Source organism: Microbacterium sp. NPDC055903 (genome assembly GCF_053615555.1).
On the sequence record NZ_JBSHCA010000001.1, the window covers coordinates 358,750 to 377,126 of the forward strand.

Below are 18,377 nucleotides of genomic sequence, written 5' to 3' on the forward strand. Positions count from 1 at the left end.
CGAGCTCAGCGCCAGCGGGCTGCAAGCGGCTCAGCAGCCGCAGGAGCCCGACGCGGTCTTCGTCATGAAGCACACGTCGCACACCCCGTACTCGCGCTCATCGAGCTTCGTCGCGCGCGGACCGGCCGGTGCGACGGGCGCCTTCTTCGGAGCTGCCGCGCGCGCGACCCTCGGTGCCGAGGCCCTGCCGGGGACGACGGTCTGGAACTCGCTCGGATGGGAGACGAAGTAATACGGCGGGCGGCCCTCGCTGGGCTGCAGTCGCAGCCGCGTGCCGCCGTAGACGATCACGTCGCTCTCGGCGAAGCCGTTCGTGTAGGTCTTCCCGATGTGCAGCGCCGCTCCCTCACCGCGGCGGACCGCCTCGATGTAGCGGCCGCGGTCGATGAAGCTCGAGATGCCGATGGCATCCGCGATCGCCGTGATGAACGCGTGGTTCACCGGATCGATGCGGTGCGCTCGGAGCGCCTCCGGGAGGCTGCGGTAGGGACGGGACGTGCCTGCGGGGGTCGGCCCCTGTACTTCGTTCATCTCTTCAAGGATCTCATGTCCGCCGACGGCCCGTCGCCGCGAGCCGTGCCAGACTGGCGGCATGGCACGCGCGACGATCATCGGCAGCGGATCGAACGGACTGGCCGCAGCCGTCTCCCTCGCGAGGGCGGGCTACCGGACGCGGGTGCTCGAGGCGTCTGACACCGTCGGCGGCAGCACGCGCACCGCGGAGGCGACCCTTCCCGGCTTCCTGCACGATGTCGGCTCCGCGTCGCATCCCGCAGCGCTCGCCTCCCCGTTCTTCCGCGCCTTCGGGCTCGCTGAGCGGGTGGAGTGGATCACGCCCGACATCTCCTACGCGCACCCGCTGGACGACGGCCGTGCAGGCATCGCCTGGCACGACATCGAGCGCACCGCAGCGAGCCTCGGCGCCGACGAAAGGGCATGGCTCTCACGCATCCGGCCGCTCAGCACGCACATCGACGGCGTCGTCGACTTCACCGGCAATCAGATGATCCGCATCCCGAAGGATCCGGTGACGGCCGTCCGATTCGCCCTGCGGATGCTCGATCAGGGCACCTTCCTCGCCAGGTGCACCTTCCGCACCGAAGAGGCAGCAGCGCTCCTGGCCGGAGTCCTCGCCCACGCGAACACTCCCCTTCCCTCGCTCGCCGGGTCCGCGGCCGGGCTGCTGCTCGCCGCCCAGGCGCACGCCGGCGGATGGATGTACCCGCGCGGCGGCGCGCAGCGCATCGCCGACGCGCTCGTCGACGACCTCCTCGCGCACGGCGGCAGCGTCGAGACCGGTGTGCCTGTCACCGACCTGTCGAGCCTGGACTGGGGAGACCCGGCGAGGGGCGATCTGCTGCTGCTGAACACCTCGCCCCGGCTCGCGCTCACTCATCCCGGCGTGCCCTCCGGCTACGCCCGCGCGCTGCGCGGCTATCGATACGGGCCGGCCGCCGCCAAGGTGGACTTCGCGCTGGACGGACCTGTCCCCTGGGCCAACGCCGAGGTCGCTAGAGCGGTGACCGTCCACGTGGGCGGGACGCGCGAGGAGGTCTGGGCGAGCGAGAACGCCGTCGCGCGCGGCGGCCTCTCCGACAGCCCCTACGTGCTCACCGTTCAGCCGTCGCTCCACGACGAGACGAGGGCGCCGGCCGGCAAGGGCGTGCTGTGGGCGTACATCCACGTGCCGCAGGGGTCGGATCTCGACCCCACCGAGCTCGTCACCCGTCAGGTGGAGCGCTTCGCCCCCGGATTCCGCGATCTGATCCTCGCCCATCACGCCGTCCCCGCCTCGTCGAGGGAGGCCATCAACCCCTCCGACGTCGGCGGCGACATCCTCGCCGGAGCGTTCACGATCCGCCAGGCCATCCGCCGCCCCGTCCTGTCGACGGCTCCGTGGCGCACGCCGATGAAGGGCGTCTACCTCGCCTCGGCGTCCACGCCGCCGGGGCCTGGCGTGAACGGCATGGCAGGCTGGCACGCGGCGCGCACGGCGTTGCGGGATGCCGGGACCCCGGCGACCCTGGACGAGCTGTTCCGCTGAGCCGCGGCGCGGGGCAGGATGGACGCATGCCGTATGACATCCCCGCGCCGATGCTGGCGAAGGCGGCTCCCGCCGTCCCCGATCCCGCGAAGCACACCGGTGGCCTGCTGTTCGAACCCAAGTGGGACGGCTTCCGCGGCATCCTGTCGTGGGACGGCGAGAGCGTGGAGATCGGGTCGCGCGGCGCCAAGCCGTTGACCCGCTACTTCCCCGAACTGGCCGAAGCCGCCGGCGCTCTGCTGCCCGGCCCCTGCCTCCTCGATGGGGAGATCGTCGTGGCGACGGGTGAGGGCGAAGCGCAGCGGCTGGACTGGGAGGCGCTCAGCCAGCGCATCCATCCCGCCGCATCGAGGGTCGCCCGCCTCGCGGCGGAGACCCCTGCGATGTTCGTGGCCTTCGATCTGCTCGCCGATGGGGAGGAGCTCCTGCAGGAGCACCCCTTCTCCGAACGAAGGGACCGCCTCGAACGCCTGCTCTCCGGCGTCGCGCACCCGTTCCACCTCACCCGGACGACCAGAGACGCCGCTCAGGCGACGCGCTGGCTGGCGGAGTTCGAGGGAGCGGGCCTCGACGGCATCGTCGCAAAACCGCTGGATGCCCCATACGCGCCGGGAAAGCGGACCCTCATCAAAGTCAAGCACGCCCGCACGGCGGATGTCGTGGCGCTGGGGTACCGCATCCACGCCTCCGGCTCCGGTGTCGGGTCCCTCCTCGTCGGGCTCTACGACGCGGAGGGCGCGCTGCACCAGGTCGGCGGAGTCGCCGCCTGGAGCAATGCGCGACGGCAGGAGCTCATCGAGGAGCTGGCCCCGCTCGTCGAGCGGGAACCGGACGGCACCGCGGTGACGGGCGAGGGCGAGAGGAGCCGGTTCACCGGCTCCAAGGATGTCTCCTTCGTGCGGCTGCGTCCCGAACGGGTCCTCGAGGTCCGCTACGACCAGCTCGAGGGAGCGCGCTTCCGCCACACCGTGCAGTTCGAGCGCTGGCGCCCCGACCGCGACGCCTCCTCGTGCACCTACGACCAGCTGGAGGTCGTGCCCACCTACGCGCTCTCGGACGTACTGGTCTGACGCACGGCTATATCCGCTCGCCCTTCTCGTCCCAGTTCTCCGCGACCTTCTTGCTCGGCTGCACCCTGGGCGGTTCACCGGGCATCTTCGGGAACTCCGGCGGGAAGGAGAGCTCGCCGAGGCCGTTCTCGACGTCGCGCTGCCACCAGCCCAGCAGCGTCTCGATGCTGCCTGGCGCCTGCTGCAGGTCGGCCCATGGGTCACCGATGTCCGCGAGTCGCTGCGGGATGCTGCGCACGGTGAAGCGCACAGGGTCCACGTCGTCGAGCTCCTCCCAGTGCACAGGCGTGGAGACGGCGGCGGTCGGCAGCGCGCGCGGACTGTAGGCGCCCGCCATGGTGCGATCTCGGTTGGCCTGATTGAAGTCGATGAAGATCCGCTCCCCGCGCTCCTCCTTCCACCAGCTCATGGTGACCTTGTCCGGCATCCGGCGCTCGAGCTCGCGTCCCGCGGCGATCACCGCGTGCCGGGCGTCGAGGAACTCGTGCTCGGGCACGATCGGGCAGAACACGTGCAGCCCACGGTTGCCGCTCGTCTTGATGAACGGCTCGAGACCCGCCTCGCGGAGGACCTCGCGCAGGCCGTGCGCTGCGCGGATGGCATCCGTGAAGTCCGTGCCCGGCTGCGGATCGAGATCGATGCGCAGTTCGACGGGGTTGTCGGTGTCCGACGCCAGCGATGCCCATGGATGGAAGACGATCGTGTTCATCTGCACGGCCCAGACGATGGCGCTGGGCCGGTTCAGGACGATCTGCGGATGCCGTCGGCCGCTGTTGTAGGTCACGGTGACGGCGTCCACGAAGTCGGGCGTGCCCTTCGGCGGGTTCTTCGAGAAGAAGCCCTCGCCCCCGATGCCGTCCCGGAACCGCTCGAGGGAAACCGGTCGATGCCCGTTCGCGTTCAGGAAGGGCGCGGAGACGATCTGGACGTACTCGGCGAGCTCGGCCTTCGTGATGCCGGCGTCCGGCCACACCAGACGGTTGGGGCTGGACAGCGCGATCGAGCGGGTCTCGTCAGGGTCCGCGACGGTCAGCGTCACGCGTTCGGATGCCATGGCTCGACCCTATGCCGAAGACCGCTGGGGCGACAGGGGCCGCGCTCACTCCCCCAGGTCGACGGCGAGGACGAGGACGGGTGCCAGCACATCGCGTTCGACGACGATCGAGGGGCCCGCGGCGTCCACGAGCACGCCGCCGATCTCGGGGTGCGTGGAGAGCACCTTCGCCAGCTGTTCGGGAGAGAAAGGCAGCGGCCGGTCACCGCGACCGAGGGCGACCACCTCGAGGGGGTGGGAGAACAGCTGCAGGAACCGCTTGCCGTCGGCGCTCTGCGCCTCGGCGATGCCCACCTCGCGGCCGTTGCCGCCCTGGTTCACGGCCACCCATGCCTTGGTCTTCGCGAGCGCCTCGCCCACCTTCGCGGCGGTGTCCGGCTGACGCGGCGCCGCCAGCAGGGTCTTCAGCGTGAGCTCCGGGTCGGCCTGATCGAGAGCCTGCGTGAGCACCTCGACAGGGAACACCGCCCGGTTCACACCCGAGGCGTTGTCGATGACCAGGCCGGTGAAGCCGCCGGAGATGACCTGCTGGAGCACCGCGGCCACCGGCTGAGCGACAGCGGAGGTCGCGGTCGGGTCGGTCTCGCGCTGCACGGAGTCGCGCACGGAGGCGGCGTTGCTGAACGCGAGCATGAACGAACGGTCCTCGTCGCGCACGACCGCGATGGAGAGGGGCTTGCCCTCGCTGATCTGCGTTCGGGCATCGCCGTGCACGCGCAGGTAGAGGTGTCCCTGCAGGGCCTGGCGGAGCACGCCGAGCAGCTGCTCGTTCGTGGCGCCCTCGGTGAGCTCGGCGAGCGCCTCGCGCAGCAGCACGTTGTCCTTCATCCCCGGTACCGTCTCGGTCTGCTCGGGCGGGAGGGCGGCGGCGAGCGGAAGAGCGCGCGGCGCGGATGCCGCAGCGTTCGCCGCCGGTGCGACGGGGGCGGCCGAGGAGCGCTGCGGTTTCGGCGTCGGCTCATCCGAGGCCAGAGCGACCTCGGGACCAGCCTCGGCCCCGACCCCGCGGAATGCCTGGACGGAGATCCCGACCGAGGGGGCAGGCTCCACGGGCTGCTCCGCCTCGACGCTCTCCTCGACGTCGTCGACGACCGCCGGCTCGGTGACCGGTGCGGTCTCGTCGGAGGTCTTCTTGCGGCGGGAGAACAGAGCCATGTCGATCAGCCTAACCGGCCGGAGCTACAGCTTCTCGATGGGGGCGATCTTGATGAGCAGCTTCTTCATCCCCGCCGCGTCGAAGCGGACATGGGCGATGCGCTTCGCTCCCTCGCCGGTGACGGCATCCACTCTGCCCTCACCGAAGTCGGCGTGGCGGATCCGGTCGCCGGCGGCGAGCTCCAGGTCGCCGTTGTCGCGCACCTTCGCGGTGACCTTGTTGGGGAAGCGGTCCATCGCCGTGGACAACGGCTTGAGCGAATCCCGCCCACCAAGGGGCTTCACGGCGAACCGGTCGTTGGACGACCCGAAGCCGCCGCCCGGCCGTCTGGCGTTGAGCGCCCGCGACTGCGTGCCGCCCCGAGAGTTGACGTCGCCCGGAGACTGGCGCCAATCGATGAGACCGGCGGGGATCTCCTGCAGGAACCGGCTCGGCATGGCGACGGAGACCTCGCCGAACTGCGCCCTCGTCATCGCGAGCGAGAGATGCAGGCGCTTGCGCGCCCTGGTGATGCCGACGTAGAACAGCCGACGCTCCTCCTGGGGGCCACCCGGCTCCCCCGCCGAGATGCGATGCGGGATGAGGTCCTCCTCCACGCCCGTGACGAAGACCGCGTCGTATTCGAGGCCCTTCGCGGTGTGCATGGTCATCATCGAGACGGAGCCGGACTCGTCGTCGAGGTCATCGGCGTCGGCGACCAGCGCCACCTCGGTGAGGAAGTCGACGATGGTGCCCTCTGGATTGTTGCGGGCGAAGTCGCGCGTCACCGCGACGAGCTCGTCGAGGTTCTCGACGCGAGCCTCGTCCTGCGGGTCGCGGCTCGCGCGCAGGGCGTCGAGGTACCCGCTCTTGCCGAGCAGCAGCGTGAGCCCGTCCGCCACCGAGGTGGGCGATGGGACCTCGCCTGAGGCCGGCAGCACGATCTCGCTCGCCTCGGCGAGCACCGCGTCGAGCTGGGCGATCGCCGCCTGAAGCTTCGGGCCGACTCCGAGCTCAGCCGGCCGCGACAGCGCCTCGCGGAAGGTGATGCCGTGCTCCTCGGCGAAGCGGGCGATAGCCGTCTCCGTGACGTCGCCGATGCCCCGCCTCGGCTTGTTGAGGATGCGCCGGAGAGACATCTCATCGGCCGGGTTCGCGACCGAGACGAGGTACGCCAGTGCGTCCTTGATCTCCGCGCGCTCGTAGAACTTCGTGCCGCCCATGATCTTGTACGGCACGGCGGCGCGGATGAAGATCTCCTCGAGCGCACGCGACTGCGAGTTCGTCCGATAGAACACGGCCATCTCGGAGTAGGGGTAGCCCGCCCTGTGCAGCGCCTCGACCTCGTCGGCGACGAACTGCGCTTCGTCGTGCTGCGAGTAGCCGGTGAAGCCGACGATCGGGTCCCCGTCGCCCCTGTCGGTCCACAGCTTCTTGTCCTTGCGGTCGAAGTTGTTGCCGATCACGGCGTTCGCGGCGGAGAGGATGTTCTGCGTCGAGCGGTAGTTCTGCTCGAGCAGCACCACCCTCGCCCCGGGGAAGTCGCGCTCGAACTCGCTGATGTTGCGGATGTCCGCTCCGCGGAAGGCGTAGATCGACTGATCGGAGTCACCGACCACCGTGAGCGACGCCCCTTCCATCGCCGGGGCAGGCTCTGCCTCGAAGATCATCATGCCGTTCGCGGCATAGGGCTCGCTCCCGCCTCCTGAGCCATCTCCGTACCCGCTCCCTGAGCCTGTCGAAGGGGGCCTGGTGAGCTCGTGGATGAGCGCGTACTGGGCGTGGTTGGTGTCCTGGTACTCGTCGACGAGGATGTGCCTGAACCGGCGGCGGTACGTGTCGGCGATGTGCGGGAAAGCGCGGAAGAGGAAGACGGTCTGGCCGATGAGATCGTCGAAGTCGAAGGCGTTGGCCTTGCGCAGCTGGCGCTGGTAGTCGGCGAAGACCTCGACGAACAGCCGCTCGGCCGGGTCGTTCATGTTCGCGTCCCGGCGATACGAGTCGGCGTCCTGCAGCTCGTTCTTCAGCTTGGAGATGCGCGACTGCACCGAGGCGGGCGTCAAGCCGTATGCATCCGCCTCGTGCTCCTTCACGAGCCTCTTGATGAGGGCACGGGAGTCACCCGAGTCGTAGATCGTGAACGTCTTGGTGAACCCGAACTGCTCGGCCTCCCGGCGCAGGATCCGCACGCAGGCGGAGTGGAAGGTCGATATCCACATCCCCCTGGAGGCGTCGCCCACGAGCGCCCCCACGCGCTCGCGCATCTCGCCGGCCGCCTTGTTGGTGAAGGTGATCGCGAGGATCTGGCTCGGCCAGGCCTCTCGCGCGCGCAGCAGGGACGCGATGCGGCGGGTGAGCACGCTGGTCTTGCCCGAGCCGGCGCCGGCCACGATGAGAAGCGCCGGTCCGCGGTAGGTCACCGCCTCGAGCTGCTGCGGGTTCAGGCCTGCGAGGAGGTCGTCCTGGGGCGCGCTGCCCTGGGGGCCGCTGGTTCCGGGGACGATGAGGGGTGCGTCGGTCATGGCCTTTCGAGTCTAGGCGGCGGCACCGACACGGCGGACCGCCTTCTCCACGGCACCGCCAGCGCCAGCCCGACGGCGAACAGCACGGCTCCGGCCGCCGCAGCCGCCCATGCCGCATCCGCCGGGACATCGAGGTACACCGTGATCCCGAGGATCCGGGAGAGCCCCCAGGGCAGCACGCCCAGTTCGTCGTTCCAGGCGGTGAGCGCCGCCTCCAGCCCGACGACGGCGACGGCCGCGGCGGGGACGGCGAGCCCTGCGCCCGCCGCGGCGAGAACGAGGCCGCTCGCCCTGCGGCGTCCCCATCGACCGGCCAGCGACCATGCCACGGCGACGAACGTCCACAGGAACAGGGCCAGCGCCACGGTGATGTACGCCGCGCGGCGCACCGGGTCTGTCCAGAACGCGAACCAGTATCCGCCCGGCCCTGTGAACGCCAGCGCGGCGAGGGTGAGCACGCAGCGCAGCACGATGATGCCGCCCAGCGTGCACAGCACGGCCCATGCCGCGCGCCCCCTCAGCACGGCGAGGAGGACGCCGACGAACAAGGCCCAGGCGCCGAGGGTGATCAGCGGGTGCGTCCAGGACAGGAACGAGGTCTGCACGAGCCTGGTCGCCGTCAGCAGCCCGGCGGGGACGATGAGCACGAGCAGCCGGTCGGTCCTCAGCATCCCGAGGGTCGCCTCGTCCGCGCGCCATGGCAGGACCGCACCCGTCCACGTGGCGCGGGCCGCCGCCGCCCCAGGACGTCGGACGAGGCGAGTGCGCGCGGCGAGGGCGCCGATGACGAGCCACCCCGCCCCGAGCACGAGCAGGACGCGAGCGAACCACGCCATCGCGAGATCGCGATCGGCGCGGGCGATCCCGAGCGAGGCGGCCTCGAGGTTGAGCGCCGGATGCGCCACGTCGCCCTCGTAGGCGGCGAGGTGCGCCTCGGCGCGCGCGGAGAAGGCGTCCCTGGCCGCCTGCCACGCGCCGTAGGCCTCCGCCGAGAGGGTGTCGTGCCACTGCGCCTGGTGCAGGAACATCGTCCGGTACGCGCCGAGCAGATCCAGGACGTCCCGCTCATAGGCGATGGCGCCGGTGAACGCCTCCCGCAGCGCGGGATCATGCCAGGTCTCCGGATCCGTCTGCTCGATGAGGTCGGCCATCTCCGCCGCAGCGTCCGATGCGAGCGCCGCACCGGCGATCGCCTCGTCGAGATCGTCTCGCACGATGGCGTAGATGACATCCAGCGCGGCGGAATCCCCCGTCGGGATGTCCCACTCGAAGATCCACATCATCGGCGGCGGCTCGAGCCCGATGGCGAACACGCGCCGCTCGGCATAGGGCTGGATGTACATCCCCTGCTCGATGGCCGTGCGCGACAGCCCCATCGCCTCGACGATGGCGGAGACGGTCGCGGGGTCGGAGGAGAACCACTCCCTCGCCCACCCGACGGTCACCTCGGCAGGATCGGTCTCCGGGTCGCGGGCCAGCCGCATCGCCAGTTCGGAGTTGAGAGCGGCGAGTTGCCAGAAGCCCGCCTTGCCGTACAGGATCATCGGCCCGGCGCGCCAGGGCCCGCCGTCCTGCGCCCAGGCCCAGATCCCCTCGATCCGCGGATTGCCGGCCAGGAGAGTGTTGATCGCCCATGCGTACTCCGCGCCGAGGTCGTTGGGGAAGGCTCCGCTCGCCTCGAACTCCCGCCTGCTCTGGAACTCGACGATGCGGCGCTGCTCCCCCTGCAGCAGCGTGTCGTTCAGCGGCAGCCAGCTGTAGAAGTCGCCGAGCGTGTACTTCGTGGAGACGATGAGCGAGGGAGAGCCGATGCCGGACAGGACCTCCTCATAGGACTGCGCATCGGTGTGCATGTCGCCGACGGCTCCCACCCCGACGCTCCAGCTGCGGAAGATCACCTCGCGACCGGACTCCTCCGCCTGGGTGGTCAGGGCGGTGAGCATGGCGCGCACGGCGTCGACAGTGGTCACCGCGAGGGAGGAGTAGTAGTCCCAGCCCTCGACGTCGTACACCCGGCCGGCCTCGCCGATCCGCACGAGCACGCCGTCCAGCGCGGGAGCCGCCTCGTAGAGCTCGTCGAGGCCCGCCGCATACACCTCCCACAGCTCGGGATCCGTGGTGTCCAGCGAGCCGAACCGCTCGGTGAGGTACTGCTCCAGCGGTGTCGTGAGGGTGAGCATGTCGGTACGAAGGAAGACCTTCACCCCGAGCTCCTGAGCACGGTCCCAGAACGGGGTGAACGCCTCGCGCAGTGCCAGTGCCTTGTCGATGTGGTCGTCACCCTCCGCATACACGCCCTCGACGCCTGTGAAGGCGACGAACTCCACGAAGCCGGGGAACGCGAGCGCGTTGTACCCGTCCGCGACGATGCGACGGAGGTACGCGTCGTAGTCGTCGAAGGCAGCACCGAGGGCGGCGGCATCGATGTACGGCGCGTCGGGGAGGAACACGTCCGCGAACGCCTTCGAGGCGTGCGAATAGTCCGTGCCCGCACGCCATTCGTCGGGGTCGGCTGCCACACCGACAGCACCGAGGTCCGCCATGCGCAGGCCGAGGCGTGAGCGGACCGTCTCTCCGGCATCCGCCCTGATGTCCCTGCCCTCCCTGGCCGCCGCGGCGATGTCGTACAGCGCGCGGGCCGCCCCCGTCTCGCTGACCGCCTCGATGCGGATCTCGTCCGCGGTTCCGGTCAGCGTGTACGCATCGTCGGTCTCGTCGCCGGTGCCGACCGCGAGTGTCACCGTCGCGGTGCCCTCCGTCCGGATGGCGGCGAACGCGGCGTCCAGCTCTTCGGCGGCGGCATCCATCATCGGCGTCTGCGGGGCGCCGCGCACCTCGATCGCCGGCGGCGCGACCGCGGGGCCGACATCCGGGGCTTGGTCGGAAGCTCCACCCATCCGCTCGGCAGCCTCGGTGCGGATGCCGAGGGCGTCGCCGATGAGCATCGCGGCACCGAACCCGGCGGCCAGCAGGGCCAGGACGACGACGATCGCGAGGATGCGGCGCACCCCGTCACCGTGTGTCCCCATCGAGCCCGCCGTCCCCATACCGGCACTCTAGTGTCCGCGCCGACGCCGAGACCATGGTTCGGCGCGCGAAAGAGGCGGGTGGCGTTGCATGCACCACCCGCCTCTTCCGTCCGGTGTCAGATCCGAGCGGTCCTCCGGCGTCGGGCACCGACGGCGCCCAGCGTCAGGAGCAGCGCCGCCAGGACGATGCCGGCGATCGGCAGCTCGGCTCCGGTCGCCGCGAGCGCCCCGTCGGCCGTGATCGTGAGGTCGGCCCAGCCGATGAGCGCCCCCTCCGCGTCGTAGACCGCGATCCGATGCGCACCGGCCGGGGCGTCGGCGGGGATCGTCACGAGGATCTCGCCGTTCGCGTCCAGCGCGGCGGACGCCAGCAGCACGGGGTCGGAGTACAGCCAGACCTCCACCGTGCTCCCCGCCGCATCCGCGCCGACCGAGACGACGACGTCATCGCCTGCCGCGGCGACGCTCGGGTTCACCTCGACGGCGCCGCGGTTGGCGTCGACGAGGCCCGTGCCGGGAAGCGGAGGCGTACCGGGGTTCTCCCCACCGGGGTTCTCGCCACCGGGGTTCTCCGTGTCGGTCGCGCCAGGGAGGGTTCCCGCCCGCAGCGCCTCGCTGGCGAATCCGTCGGCGAACCACCAGACCGGGCGCTCCCCGTCGACGGAGAGCGAGGCCGGAGCCGTCGCGAAGCCCTCGTTGTTGATGTCCGGCATCCCCGCGGGGCGCGCGAAGTGCGCGATTCCGGGGTCGTCGGTGCCGTTCAGCGTGATCTGCGCGGACCGGCCCTGGCAACCGTCGTCGCACACCGCCCACAGCACGCCGAGCACGCTGTCGTAGTCCAGCGCCATGACACCGGCCAGCCCCGGTGCGATCTCGGAGACGAGGTCGGCAGAACCGTCCTCGTTCAGGGCGAAGGCGTAGACGTGGCCGTTGTCCTCGACCGCCACGAAGAACAGGCCGTCGCCGTGTCCGGCGTAGTCCGCCGGATCGTAGGCGGCACCGGTCGTGTCGTCGAAGAGCTCTCCGGCCAGCACGTCATCGGAGACCCACTGCACGGCCTCCATGCCGAGGTTCGCTCCCACCTGCGGAAGCAGGGCCGTGAGGTCCCACTCCTGTTCGGCGACGAGGTCGCCGGCCGCGGCATCCGGATCCACCTTCAGCACCACGTTCTGGTTGACGCCCTTCGCGCTGTTGTCGCGCTCGGAGGCCACGTAGACGAATCCTTCCGAGTCCACCGTGATGCCCTCGGTGTCGGGACCTGCGGCGCTCGGTGCGTCCGCGTCCTTCTGGAAGCGGACGCGCTTGCCGTCCTCCCAGCCGTCGATCGTGGCGAAAGAGCCGTCGGCGTGCGCCTCGAGCTTCCAGATCCGGCCTTCGCCGTTGTCCACGGCCCAGAGGAACGCGCCGTCCTCGGTCTCCTGGATGTCCAGACCCGAGCTGTCCTCGAGGAAGGTCGGCGCGGCGTCCAGCACACGGACGTCGGCGGAACCCGGCCACGGCGAGACCGCGATCTCGCCCTCGCACACGTTCGTCGCACCCTTGGTCGACTCCGCCGTCACAGCGAAAGCGCCGGATGCGTCGGGGCAGCGTCCCCACGTCGTCGCGGCGTGGCCTTCGCCCCAGGTCGTCTCGTCGATGAGCAGCTCGCCGTCGAAGAGGCGCACGGCGTCTCCGCCGCCGAGGCCGAAGCCGAGCTGATCGCGCTCGACCACGAGGTAGCCGCCGGCCGCGATGCTCGTGCCGGTCGGGATCGTGTAGGCGTGCGCGTCGTCATCGTCCTTCACGACGACGCCGGAGACGTCGAGCGCTGCATCGGTCGGGTTCACCAGCTCGATCCAGTCGTCCGGCGATCCGCCGTCGGACTCGACCTCGTTGATGCGCACCGGGTTCCCGCATGCGTTGCGCAGGCCCTTGGTCGAGGTGGCGAGGTCGACGAAGTCGCCGGTGCCGTCCGCGCAGCGCGCGAGCACGCCGTCCGCATGAGCCGTGTAGACGTGCTCGTCCACGGTGTTTCCCGCGGCGTCCCTGATCGTCACGGTGTCGCCGTTGCCCAGCCCGAACACGAAGTCGTCCGGCTGATCGAAGACGAGGTACTCGCCCGGCTCGATCGTGGTGCCGTCCGCGAGCGGCGTGGTCTCCGCCGCGTGTCCTGCGGGGTCGTTGTCCATGACGCTCCAGCCGGAGACGTCGACCACGGTGTCGCCGACGTTGACGACCTCAACCCAGTCGGTGGTGTCGCCGTTGGACTCGATCTCATTGATCACCACGTCGGGGATGACGCAGGTGTTCGATGCGCCGGGAGTCGGTGTCGCGAGCACGAAGGCTCCGACCCCGTCAGGGCAGCGCGCCAGCGTCGCCGCCGCGAAGTCGCCGTCTATCGCGGCGTGCCCTTCCCAGGGAAGCGTGTCGTCGATGAGGAGCCCGTCCGCGTCGAACAGGCGGATGCGGTCGGCGCTGCCGATGCCGATGGGGGCGGAGAAGATCGCCTCGACGCCATCCGAGACGCCGACCGTGTTCTGGTCGACGACGAGGAACTCGCCCGCGCCGATCGACGTGCCATCCGCGAACTGCCAGCGGTGGTCGTCCGAGTTGTCGCGGATCTCGTACCCGGAGATGTCCAGGTCCGCGTCGCCGGGGTTGTAGAACTCCACCCAGTCCGCCGGCTGCGAGTCGACCTCGTTGATGAGGATCGCGCCGTCCACGGGCTCCACGCTGCAGTCGTTCGCCGCCCCAGGGGTCGCCGCGGTCGCGTGCGCCCAGTCGCCGGTGCCGTCAGGGCAGCGGGCCCAGACCGCGATCGGCGCGGTGTTCTCGTAGGCGTAGGCGTCGATCTCGGTGCCGGAGGGATCGAAGAGCACGACCTCATCGCCCTTGCCGAGACCGAAGTCGAAGTCGACGTCCTTGACGAGGACGAGGAACTCCCCCGGCTCGAGGGTCTGATCGGGCGCCTCTCCGAAGGTGTCGCGCTTCTCGTCGGAGATGTACCATCCGGCGAGGTCGACCGGCTCGGTGCCGGCGTTGTACAGCTCGACCTGGTCGGCGAGACCGGTCTGGGCGTCGTCGTAGACGATCTCGTTGATGACGAGGCCGGATTCGGCTCCGATGGCGGGGGAAGGCAGGCCGATCAGGACGGCGGCGCCGAGGGCGCCGGCGGCCGTGAAGGCGAGCCCGCGATGCAAGCGGGACATGGGTCTCCAGGGTCGGGAAGCGTAGCGGGACGCATCCACACCATCGGCACCGCTCGACCAACCGGCGACAGCGCGGTGTACGGCCGGTGAACAGCCGGTTGCCGTTGCCCTGGCGGCGCGGCGTCGGGAGCTCGATGCTCCGGAGTCAGGATCGGGGATCGCGGAAGAATCCGACACCGAGATCGGGATGATCGACGAAGACGCCGTCCACGCCGGAATCCGCGATGACCGCCCATTCCGACTCCCAGTCGCCGAACGCGGCCTTGCCGCCCTCGGCACGGAATTCCGGCGCGAGGAACGCGTTCTCGGGGCGGCAGGTCCAGGTGAAGACGGTCAGGCCACGGGCGTGGGCGTCCGCCACGATCGAGTTGCCGCGCGCGAGGAGCATCTTCTTGCTGACGCTCACGCCGTCGACCGTGCCCCTGAGGGCGTCAAGCCCGTGCGGGAGGACGGTCTCCTTGTACGACGGCGCCGCCTTGCCCTGCGCGCGGCGGAGGTCGAAGGGCCGACCGGATGCCTCGATGAGGTAGACGTAGGACGCCGCGATCCCCTGTGCACGTAGCTCGCCGAGCACGGTGGATTCGAAGGACTCGATGATGAGCGGGAGTGCTCCATCCGCCCACCCTGCGTCACGCAGATCTCTGGCGATCAGTGGCGCGAGATCGAGTCCCGCCTCGGCGAAATAGGTGGCGTGCTTGACCTCGAGGACGACGCCGATCTCGCGGCCGTGCTCGACGGAGCCCTCCCGCACGATGTCGAGCACGTCGATGAGTCGCAGGATCGGCTGGGTGTCGTCGAAGCTCGCACTGGAGGGCCGGAGCTTCGGCAGCCGTTCGCGGGTGCGCAGCGTCGCGAGCTCGGCCCAGGTGAAGTCCTCGGTGAACCAGCCGGTGAGATCCTGGCCGTCCACGCGTTTGGTGGTGCGGCGGTCGGCGAACTCGGGATGCTCGGCCACGTCGGTCGTCCCGGAGATCTCGTTCTCGTGCCGCACGACGAGCACGCCGTCCGCGGTGGCGACGACATCCGGCTCAACCGCGTCGACGCCCATGGCGAGTGCGAGCTCGTACGCCGACCTGCTGTGCTCAGGGCGATATCCCGATGCCCCTCGATGGCCGATGACGAGAGGCGACTTCCTGGGCATGCTCACAGCGTAGAACAGGACATCGCTCTGCATGCCCGGTATCGTTGAGACAAGCGATACGAGACCCCCTTTGGAGTGAGGCCACGATGAGCAATTTCGCATTCAACAATCCGGCGTTCCAGCAGCAGGATCCGCGGAACGTCGCGACCTACCCCGGAGCCCCGCAGGCGGGCCAGGGCGCGCAGGCCGCGTCCTTCCAGCACGCGAGCATGGATGTTGCGGCGAACGCTCAGCTCGAGGGGATGTACGCCGCGCCTTCCGCCGGCGCCATCGAGACCGACCGGATGAGCGTCGAGGACACCGTCTGGAAGACCGCAGGCCTCTTCGCGATCCTCCTCGTCACCGCCGCCATCGGCTGGGTGTGGACGCTCGGGGGCCTTCGCGCCAACCCGTACGTGGACGTCTCCCTGCTGCCCTGGATGCTCGGCGCGCTCGGCGGATTCGTGCTCGCGATGGTCGTCACCTTCACCTCGCGCAAGAAGGTGCGCCCCGCGCTGATCTTCGCGTACGCGGCCTTCGAGGGTCTCTTCGTCGGCGGCATCTCGGCCTTCTTCGAGACCGTCTGGCCCGGCATCGTCATGCAGGCGACGCTCGCCACCGTCGCCGTCGTCGGCGTCACCCTCGCCCTCTTCGCCAGCGGCAAGGTCCGCGCCTCTAAGAAGATGACGAAGATCGTCATGATCGCGATGATCGGCTACCTCGTCTTCTCGGTGCTCAACCTCATCCTGATGTGGACGGGCGTCCTCCCCGCCGGCCAGGCCTTCGGCCTCTACAGCCAGCCGGTCTTCGGCATCCCGCTCGGCCTCATCATCGGCGTCCTCGTCGTCTTCATGGCCGCCTACTCGCTCGTGATGGACTTCGACCAGATCCAGCAGGGCGTGCGCAACGGCGCCCCGCGGAAGTACGGCTGGGTCGGGGCCTTCGGCATCATGGTCACGGTCGTGTGGCTCTACGTCGAGATCCTGCGCATCATCGCCATCGTGCGCGGCAGCGACTGATCACGCCGGAAGAACGTCGAAGGGCCCGTCTCGGAAGAGACGGGCCCTTCACTTTGTCAAGGGGGTGTGCGTGTTCATGCCCCGATGAGCATGATGGGGCATCACCAACAGAAACGGAGCCCTCACCATGAGCTTCCTCGGATTCCTCCTTCTCGGCCTGATCGCCGGTGCGATCGCGAAGCTGATCCTGCCCGGCCGCCAGGGCGGCGGCTGGTTCGTCACCCTGCTTCTCGGAGTCGTCGGTGCTCTCCTGGGCGGTTGGCTGGGGAGTCTGCTCCTGAACCGACCGCTCACGGAGTTCTGGGACCTCGGGACCTGGCTGCTGGCCATCGCCGGCTCCGTGGTCGTCCTGCTCATCTACGGCCTCATCGCCGGCAGCGGGCGGAAGGTGAACGACTAACGGCCGTCGGCCTTCGCCTCCAGCAGTGACCGTTCGCGGTCGTTGCCCGCCAGTCGGGCAGCGGCCGCGAACTCGCGTCTGGCCTCGTCCTCACGGCCGAGCTGCCGCAGCAGTTCCGCGCGCGTGGCGGGCAGCAGGTGGTAGTTCCGCAGCGCTCCGGATGCCATGATCCGATCGATCTCCCTGAGCGCTGACGCCGGACCGGTCGCCATGGCGATCGCTGCCGCCCTGTTGAGATCGACGACGGGCGACGGAGCGAGTCGTCCGAGCGCCTCGTAGAGCAGGACGATGCGCTCCCAGTCGGTGGCCTCCACGGACGGGGCCAGCGCATGGCACTCGGCGATCGCCGCCTGCAGGCCGTATGCCGTCCGTCCTGAGCCGAGCGCGTCTGCCCGGGCGAGCGCCGCACGCCCCGCGGCGATGCGGCTGCGATCCCAGCGGGTGCGGTCCTGATCCGCGAGCAGCACGGGGTCGCCGTTCGCATCGGTGCGCGCGGGGAACCGGGCCGCCGTGAGCTCCATGAGGGCGACGAGGCTCCAGGCATCCCGCTCCTGGGGAAGCAGGGCAGCAAGCACACGTGCGAGCCGGATCGCCTCGGCGGCGAGATCCGCACGCATCCACTCCGATCCGCTGGACGCCGCATGTCCCTCGTTGAAGACGAGGTAGAGCACCCCCAGCACCGCGCTCAGCCGCGCGGGCTGCTCGTTCCTCGGCGGCGTCTCGAAGGCGACGTTCGCCGCAGCGAGCGTCTTCTTCGCCCGCACGATGCGCTGCTGCACGGTGGCGACGGGAACCATGAACGCCCTGGCGACCTCCTCACTGGACAGCCCGCCCACAACCCGGAGCGTGAGCGCGACCTGCGCCTCTCGGGAGAGCACGGGGTGACAGGAGATGAAGATCAGTCGGAGCACGTCGTCGTCGATGGCATCCGGATCCCACGGTGCCGCATCGAGCGCCTCGGACTGCTCGCGCTCCAGATCGTGCGCCAGCGCGGCGATGCGGTCGTCGTACCGCTCGCGACGACGCCATCCGTCGATCGCCTTGCGTTTGGCCACCGCGGTCAGCCAGGCGGCCGGATTGCGAGGCACGCCCTCCTGCGGCCACTGCCGCAGCGCATCCACGAGCGCCTCCTGAGCGAGGTCCTCGGCGAGCGGGAAGTCGCCGATGGCGCGGCTGAGCGTCGCCACGATCCTGGCCGACTCGATCCGCCACACCGCGGCGAGAGTGCGCTCGACATCCGTCGCAGGATCCGCGCGCACTCCCGCCGCCGAGGGCGATTCGGCTTCGGTCACGGCTTGGCGGCGCGGCGGGCCTCCTCCTCGCGCCGCCACCCCTCTTCCTTCTGGATCCACTCGTTGTCCGCGGGGAAGTCCTCCAGCTCGGTCACACGGCGCACCTCGAGGAAGGCCCCGGGGCCGAGCGGGGCGCGCTTGGCCCACTCCGCCGCTTCCTCGCGCGAGGAGACCTCGATGATCCAGAAGCCGTTGAACAGCTCCTTCGTCTCCCCGTACGGGCCGTCGGTGACGAGCGGGGCGTCGGCGGAGAAATCGACGACGAAACCCTCGGCGGCGTCGGTGAGCCCCTCCCCTGCGAGCAGGACACCCGCCTTGATCATCGACTCGTTGTACTTCCCCATCGCCTCGATGACCTGCTCGAACGGGATCTCCTGGTACGCCTCGACACCGGAGTCGTCTGCCCGCATGATCAGCATGTACTTCATGGTTGTTCTCCTTGTTCCCGGGATCGTGTCTCGACCCTCTCATTGAAGACGTCGAACGGGAAGGGCGCAGATCGAC

At 69.9% G+C, this 18,377-nt stretch carries 13 protein-coding genes; 4 read left to right on the forward strand and 9 right to left on the reverse strand.

The annotated features are described in order from the left end of the window. Positions 1-30: 30 nt before the first annotated feature. Positions 31-531 (reverse strand): hypothetical protein, encoded by a 501-nt coding sequence (locus tag ACWGJP_RS01645; RefSeq protein WP_452328010.1) that lies wholly within the window; start codon positions 529-531, stop codon positions 31-33. Positions 532-592: 61 nt separating this feature from the next. Here ACWGJP_RS01645 and ACWGJP_RS01650 point away from each other — a divergent pair, with 61 nt between their 5' ends. Continuing rightward, complete coding sequence (locus ACWGJP_RS01650; RefSeq protein WP_452328011.1) at positions 593-2,044, forward strand: phytoene desaturase family protein; 1,452 nt, start codon at positions 593-595, stop codon at positions 2,042-2,044. A 26-nt stretch (positions 2,045-2,070) separates the two neighbouring features. Then, complete coding sequence (locus tag ACWGJP_RS01655) at positions 2,071-3,114, forward strand: ATP-dependent DNA ligase (RefSeq protein WP_452328012.1); 1,044 nt, start codon at positions 2,071-2,073, stop codon at positions 3,112-3,114. 7 nt (positions 3,115-3,121) lie between these two features. Here ACWGJP_RS01655 and ligD read toward each other — a convergent pair whose 3' ends face one another. From ligD to ACWGJP_RS01685, 6 genes are all read right to left on the reverse strand, one after another. Continuing rightward, positions 3,122-4,168, reverse strand: coding sequence for a non-homologous end-joining DNA ligase (gene ligD, locus ACWGJP_RS01660; protein WP_452328013.1), 1,047 nt, complete (start codon positions 4,166-4,168; stop codon positions 3,122-3,124). Between the two features lie 45 nt (positions 4,169-4,213). Continuing rightward, entirely contained in the window at positions 4,214-5,323 is a 1,110-nt protein-coding gene (locus ACWGJP_RS01665; RefSeq protein WP_452328014.1) for an SseB family protein, read from the reverse strand. Positions 5,324-5,347: 24 nt separating this feature from the next. After that, entirely contained in the window at positions 5,348-7,825 is a 2,478-nt protein-coding gene (locus tag ACWGJP_RS01670) for an ATP-dependent helicase (RefSeq protein WP_452328015.1), read from the reverse strand. Beyond that, positions 7,822-10,833 carry a hypothetical protein gene (locus tag ACWGJP_RS01675; protein ID WP_452328016.1) on the reverse strand — a complete coding sequence of 1,004 codons (3,012 nt, stop codon included), beginning with the start codon at positions 10,831-10,833 and terminating at the stop codon, positions 7,822-7,824. The genes ACWGJP_RS01670 and ACWGJP_RS01675 overlap by 4 nt, the downstream gene beginning before the upstream one ends. Before the next feature lie 137 nt (positions 10,834-10,970). Beyond that, positions 10,971-14,042 (reverse strand): lamin tail domain-containing protein, encoded by a 3,072-nt coding sequence (locus ACWGJP_RS01680; protein WP_452328017.1) that lies wholly within the window; start codon positions 14,040-14,042, stop codon positions 10,971-10,973. Between the two features lie 145 nt (positions 14,043-14,187). After that, the gene (locus ACWGJP_RS01685) at positions 14,188-15,183 is read right to left on the reverse strand and encodes a glycerophosphodiester phosphodiesterase family protein (RefSeq protein ID WP_452328018.1); all 996 of its coding nucleotides are present in this window, start codon (positions 15,181-15,183) and stop codon (positions 14,188-14,190) included. A gap of 86 nt (positions 15,184-15,269) precedes the next feature. Between ACWGJP_RS01685 and ACWGJP_RS01690 the strand changes: the two genes are divergently transcribed. Together ACWGJP_RS01690 and ACWGJP_RS01695 are read left to right on the forward strand one after the other, a co-directional pair. Next, positions 15,270-16,181, forward strand: a complete 912-nt coding sequence (locus ACWGJP_RS01690) for a Bax inhibitor-1/YccA family protein (protein WP_452328019.1) — start codon at positions 15,270-15,272, stop codon at positions 16,179-16,181. A 127-nt stretch (positions 16,182-16,308) separates the two neighbouring features. After that, positions 16,309-16,581 carry a GlsB/YeaQ/YmgE family stress response membrane protein gene (locus ACWGJP_RS01695; protein ID WP_452328020.1) on the forward strand — a complete coding sequence of 91 codons (273 nt, stop codon included), beginning with the start codon at positions 16,309-16,311 and terminating at the stop codon, positions 16,579-16,581. Here the strand turns inward: ACWGJP_RS01695 and ACWGJP_RS01700 are convergent. Together ACWGJP_RS01700 and ACWGJP_RS01705 are read right to left on the reverse strand one after the other, a co-directional pair. Continuing rightward, positions 16,578-17,873 (reverse strand): RNA polymerase sigma factor, encoded by a 1,296-nt coding sequence (locus ACWGJP_RS01700; RefSeq protein WP_452328021.1) that lies wholly within the window; start codon positions 17,871-17,873, stop codon positions 16,578-16,580. The genes ACWGJP_RS01695 and ACWGJP_RS01700 overlap by 4 nt on opposite strands. Continuing rightward, the gene (locus ACWGJP_RS01705) at positions 17,870-18,301 is read right to left on the reverse strand and encodes a YciI family protein (protein ID WP_452328022.1); all 432 of its coding nucleotides are present in this window, start codon (positions 18,299-18,301) and stop codon (positions 17,870-17,872) included. Before ACWGJP_RS01705 ends, ACWGJP_RS01700 begins: the two co-directional genes overlap by 4 nt. Positions 18,302-18,377 lie beyond the last annotated feature (76 nt).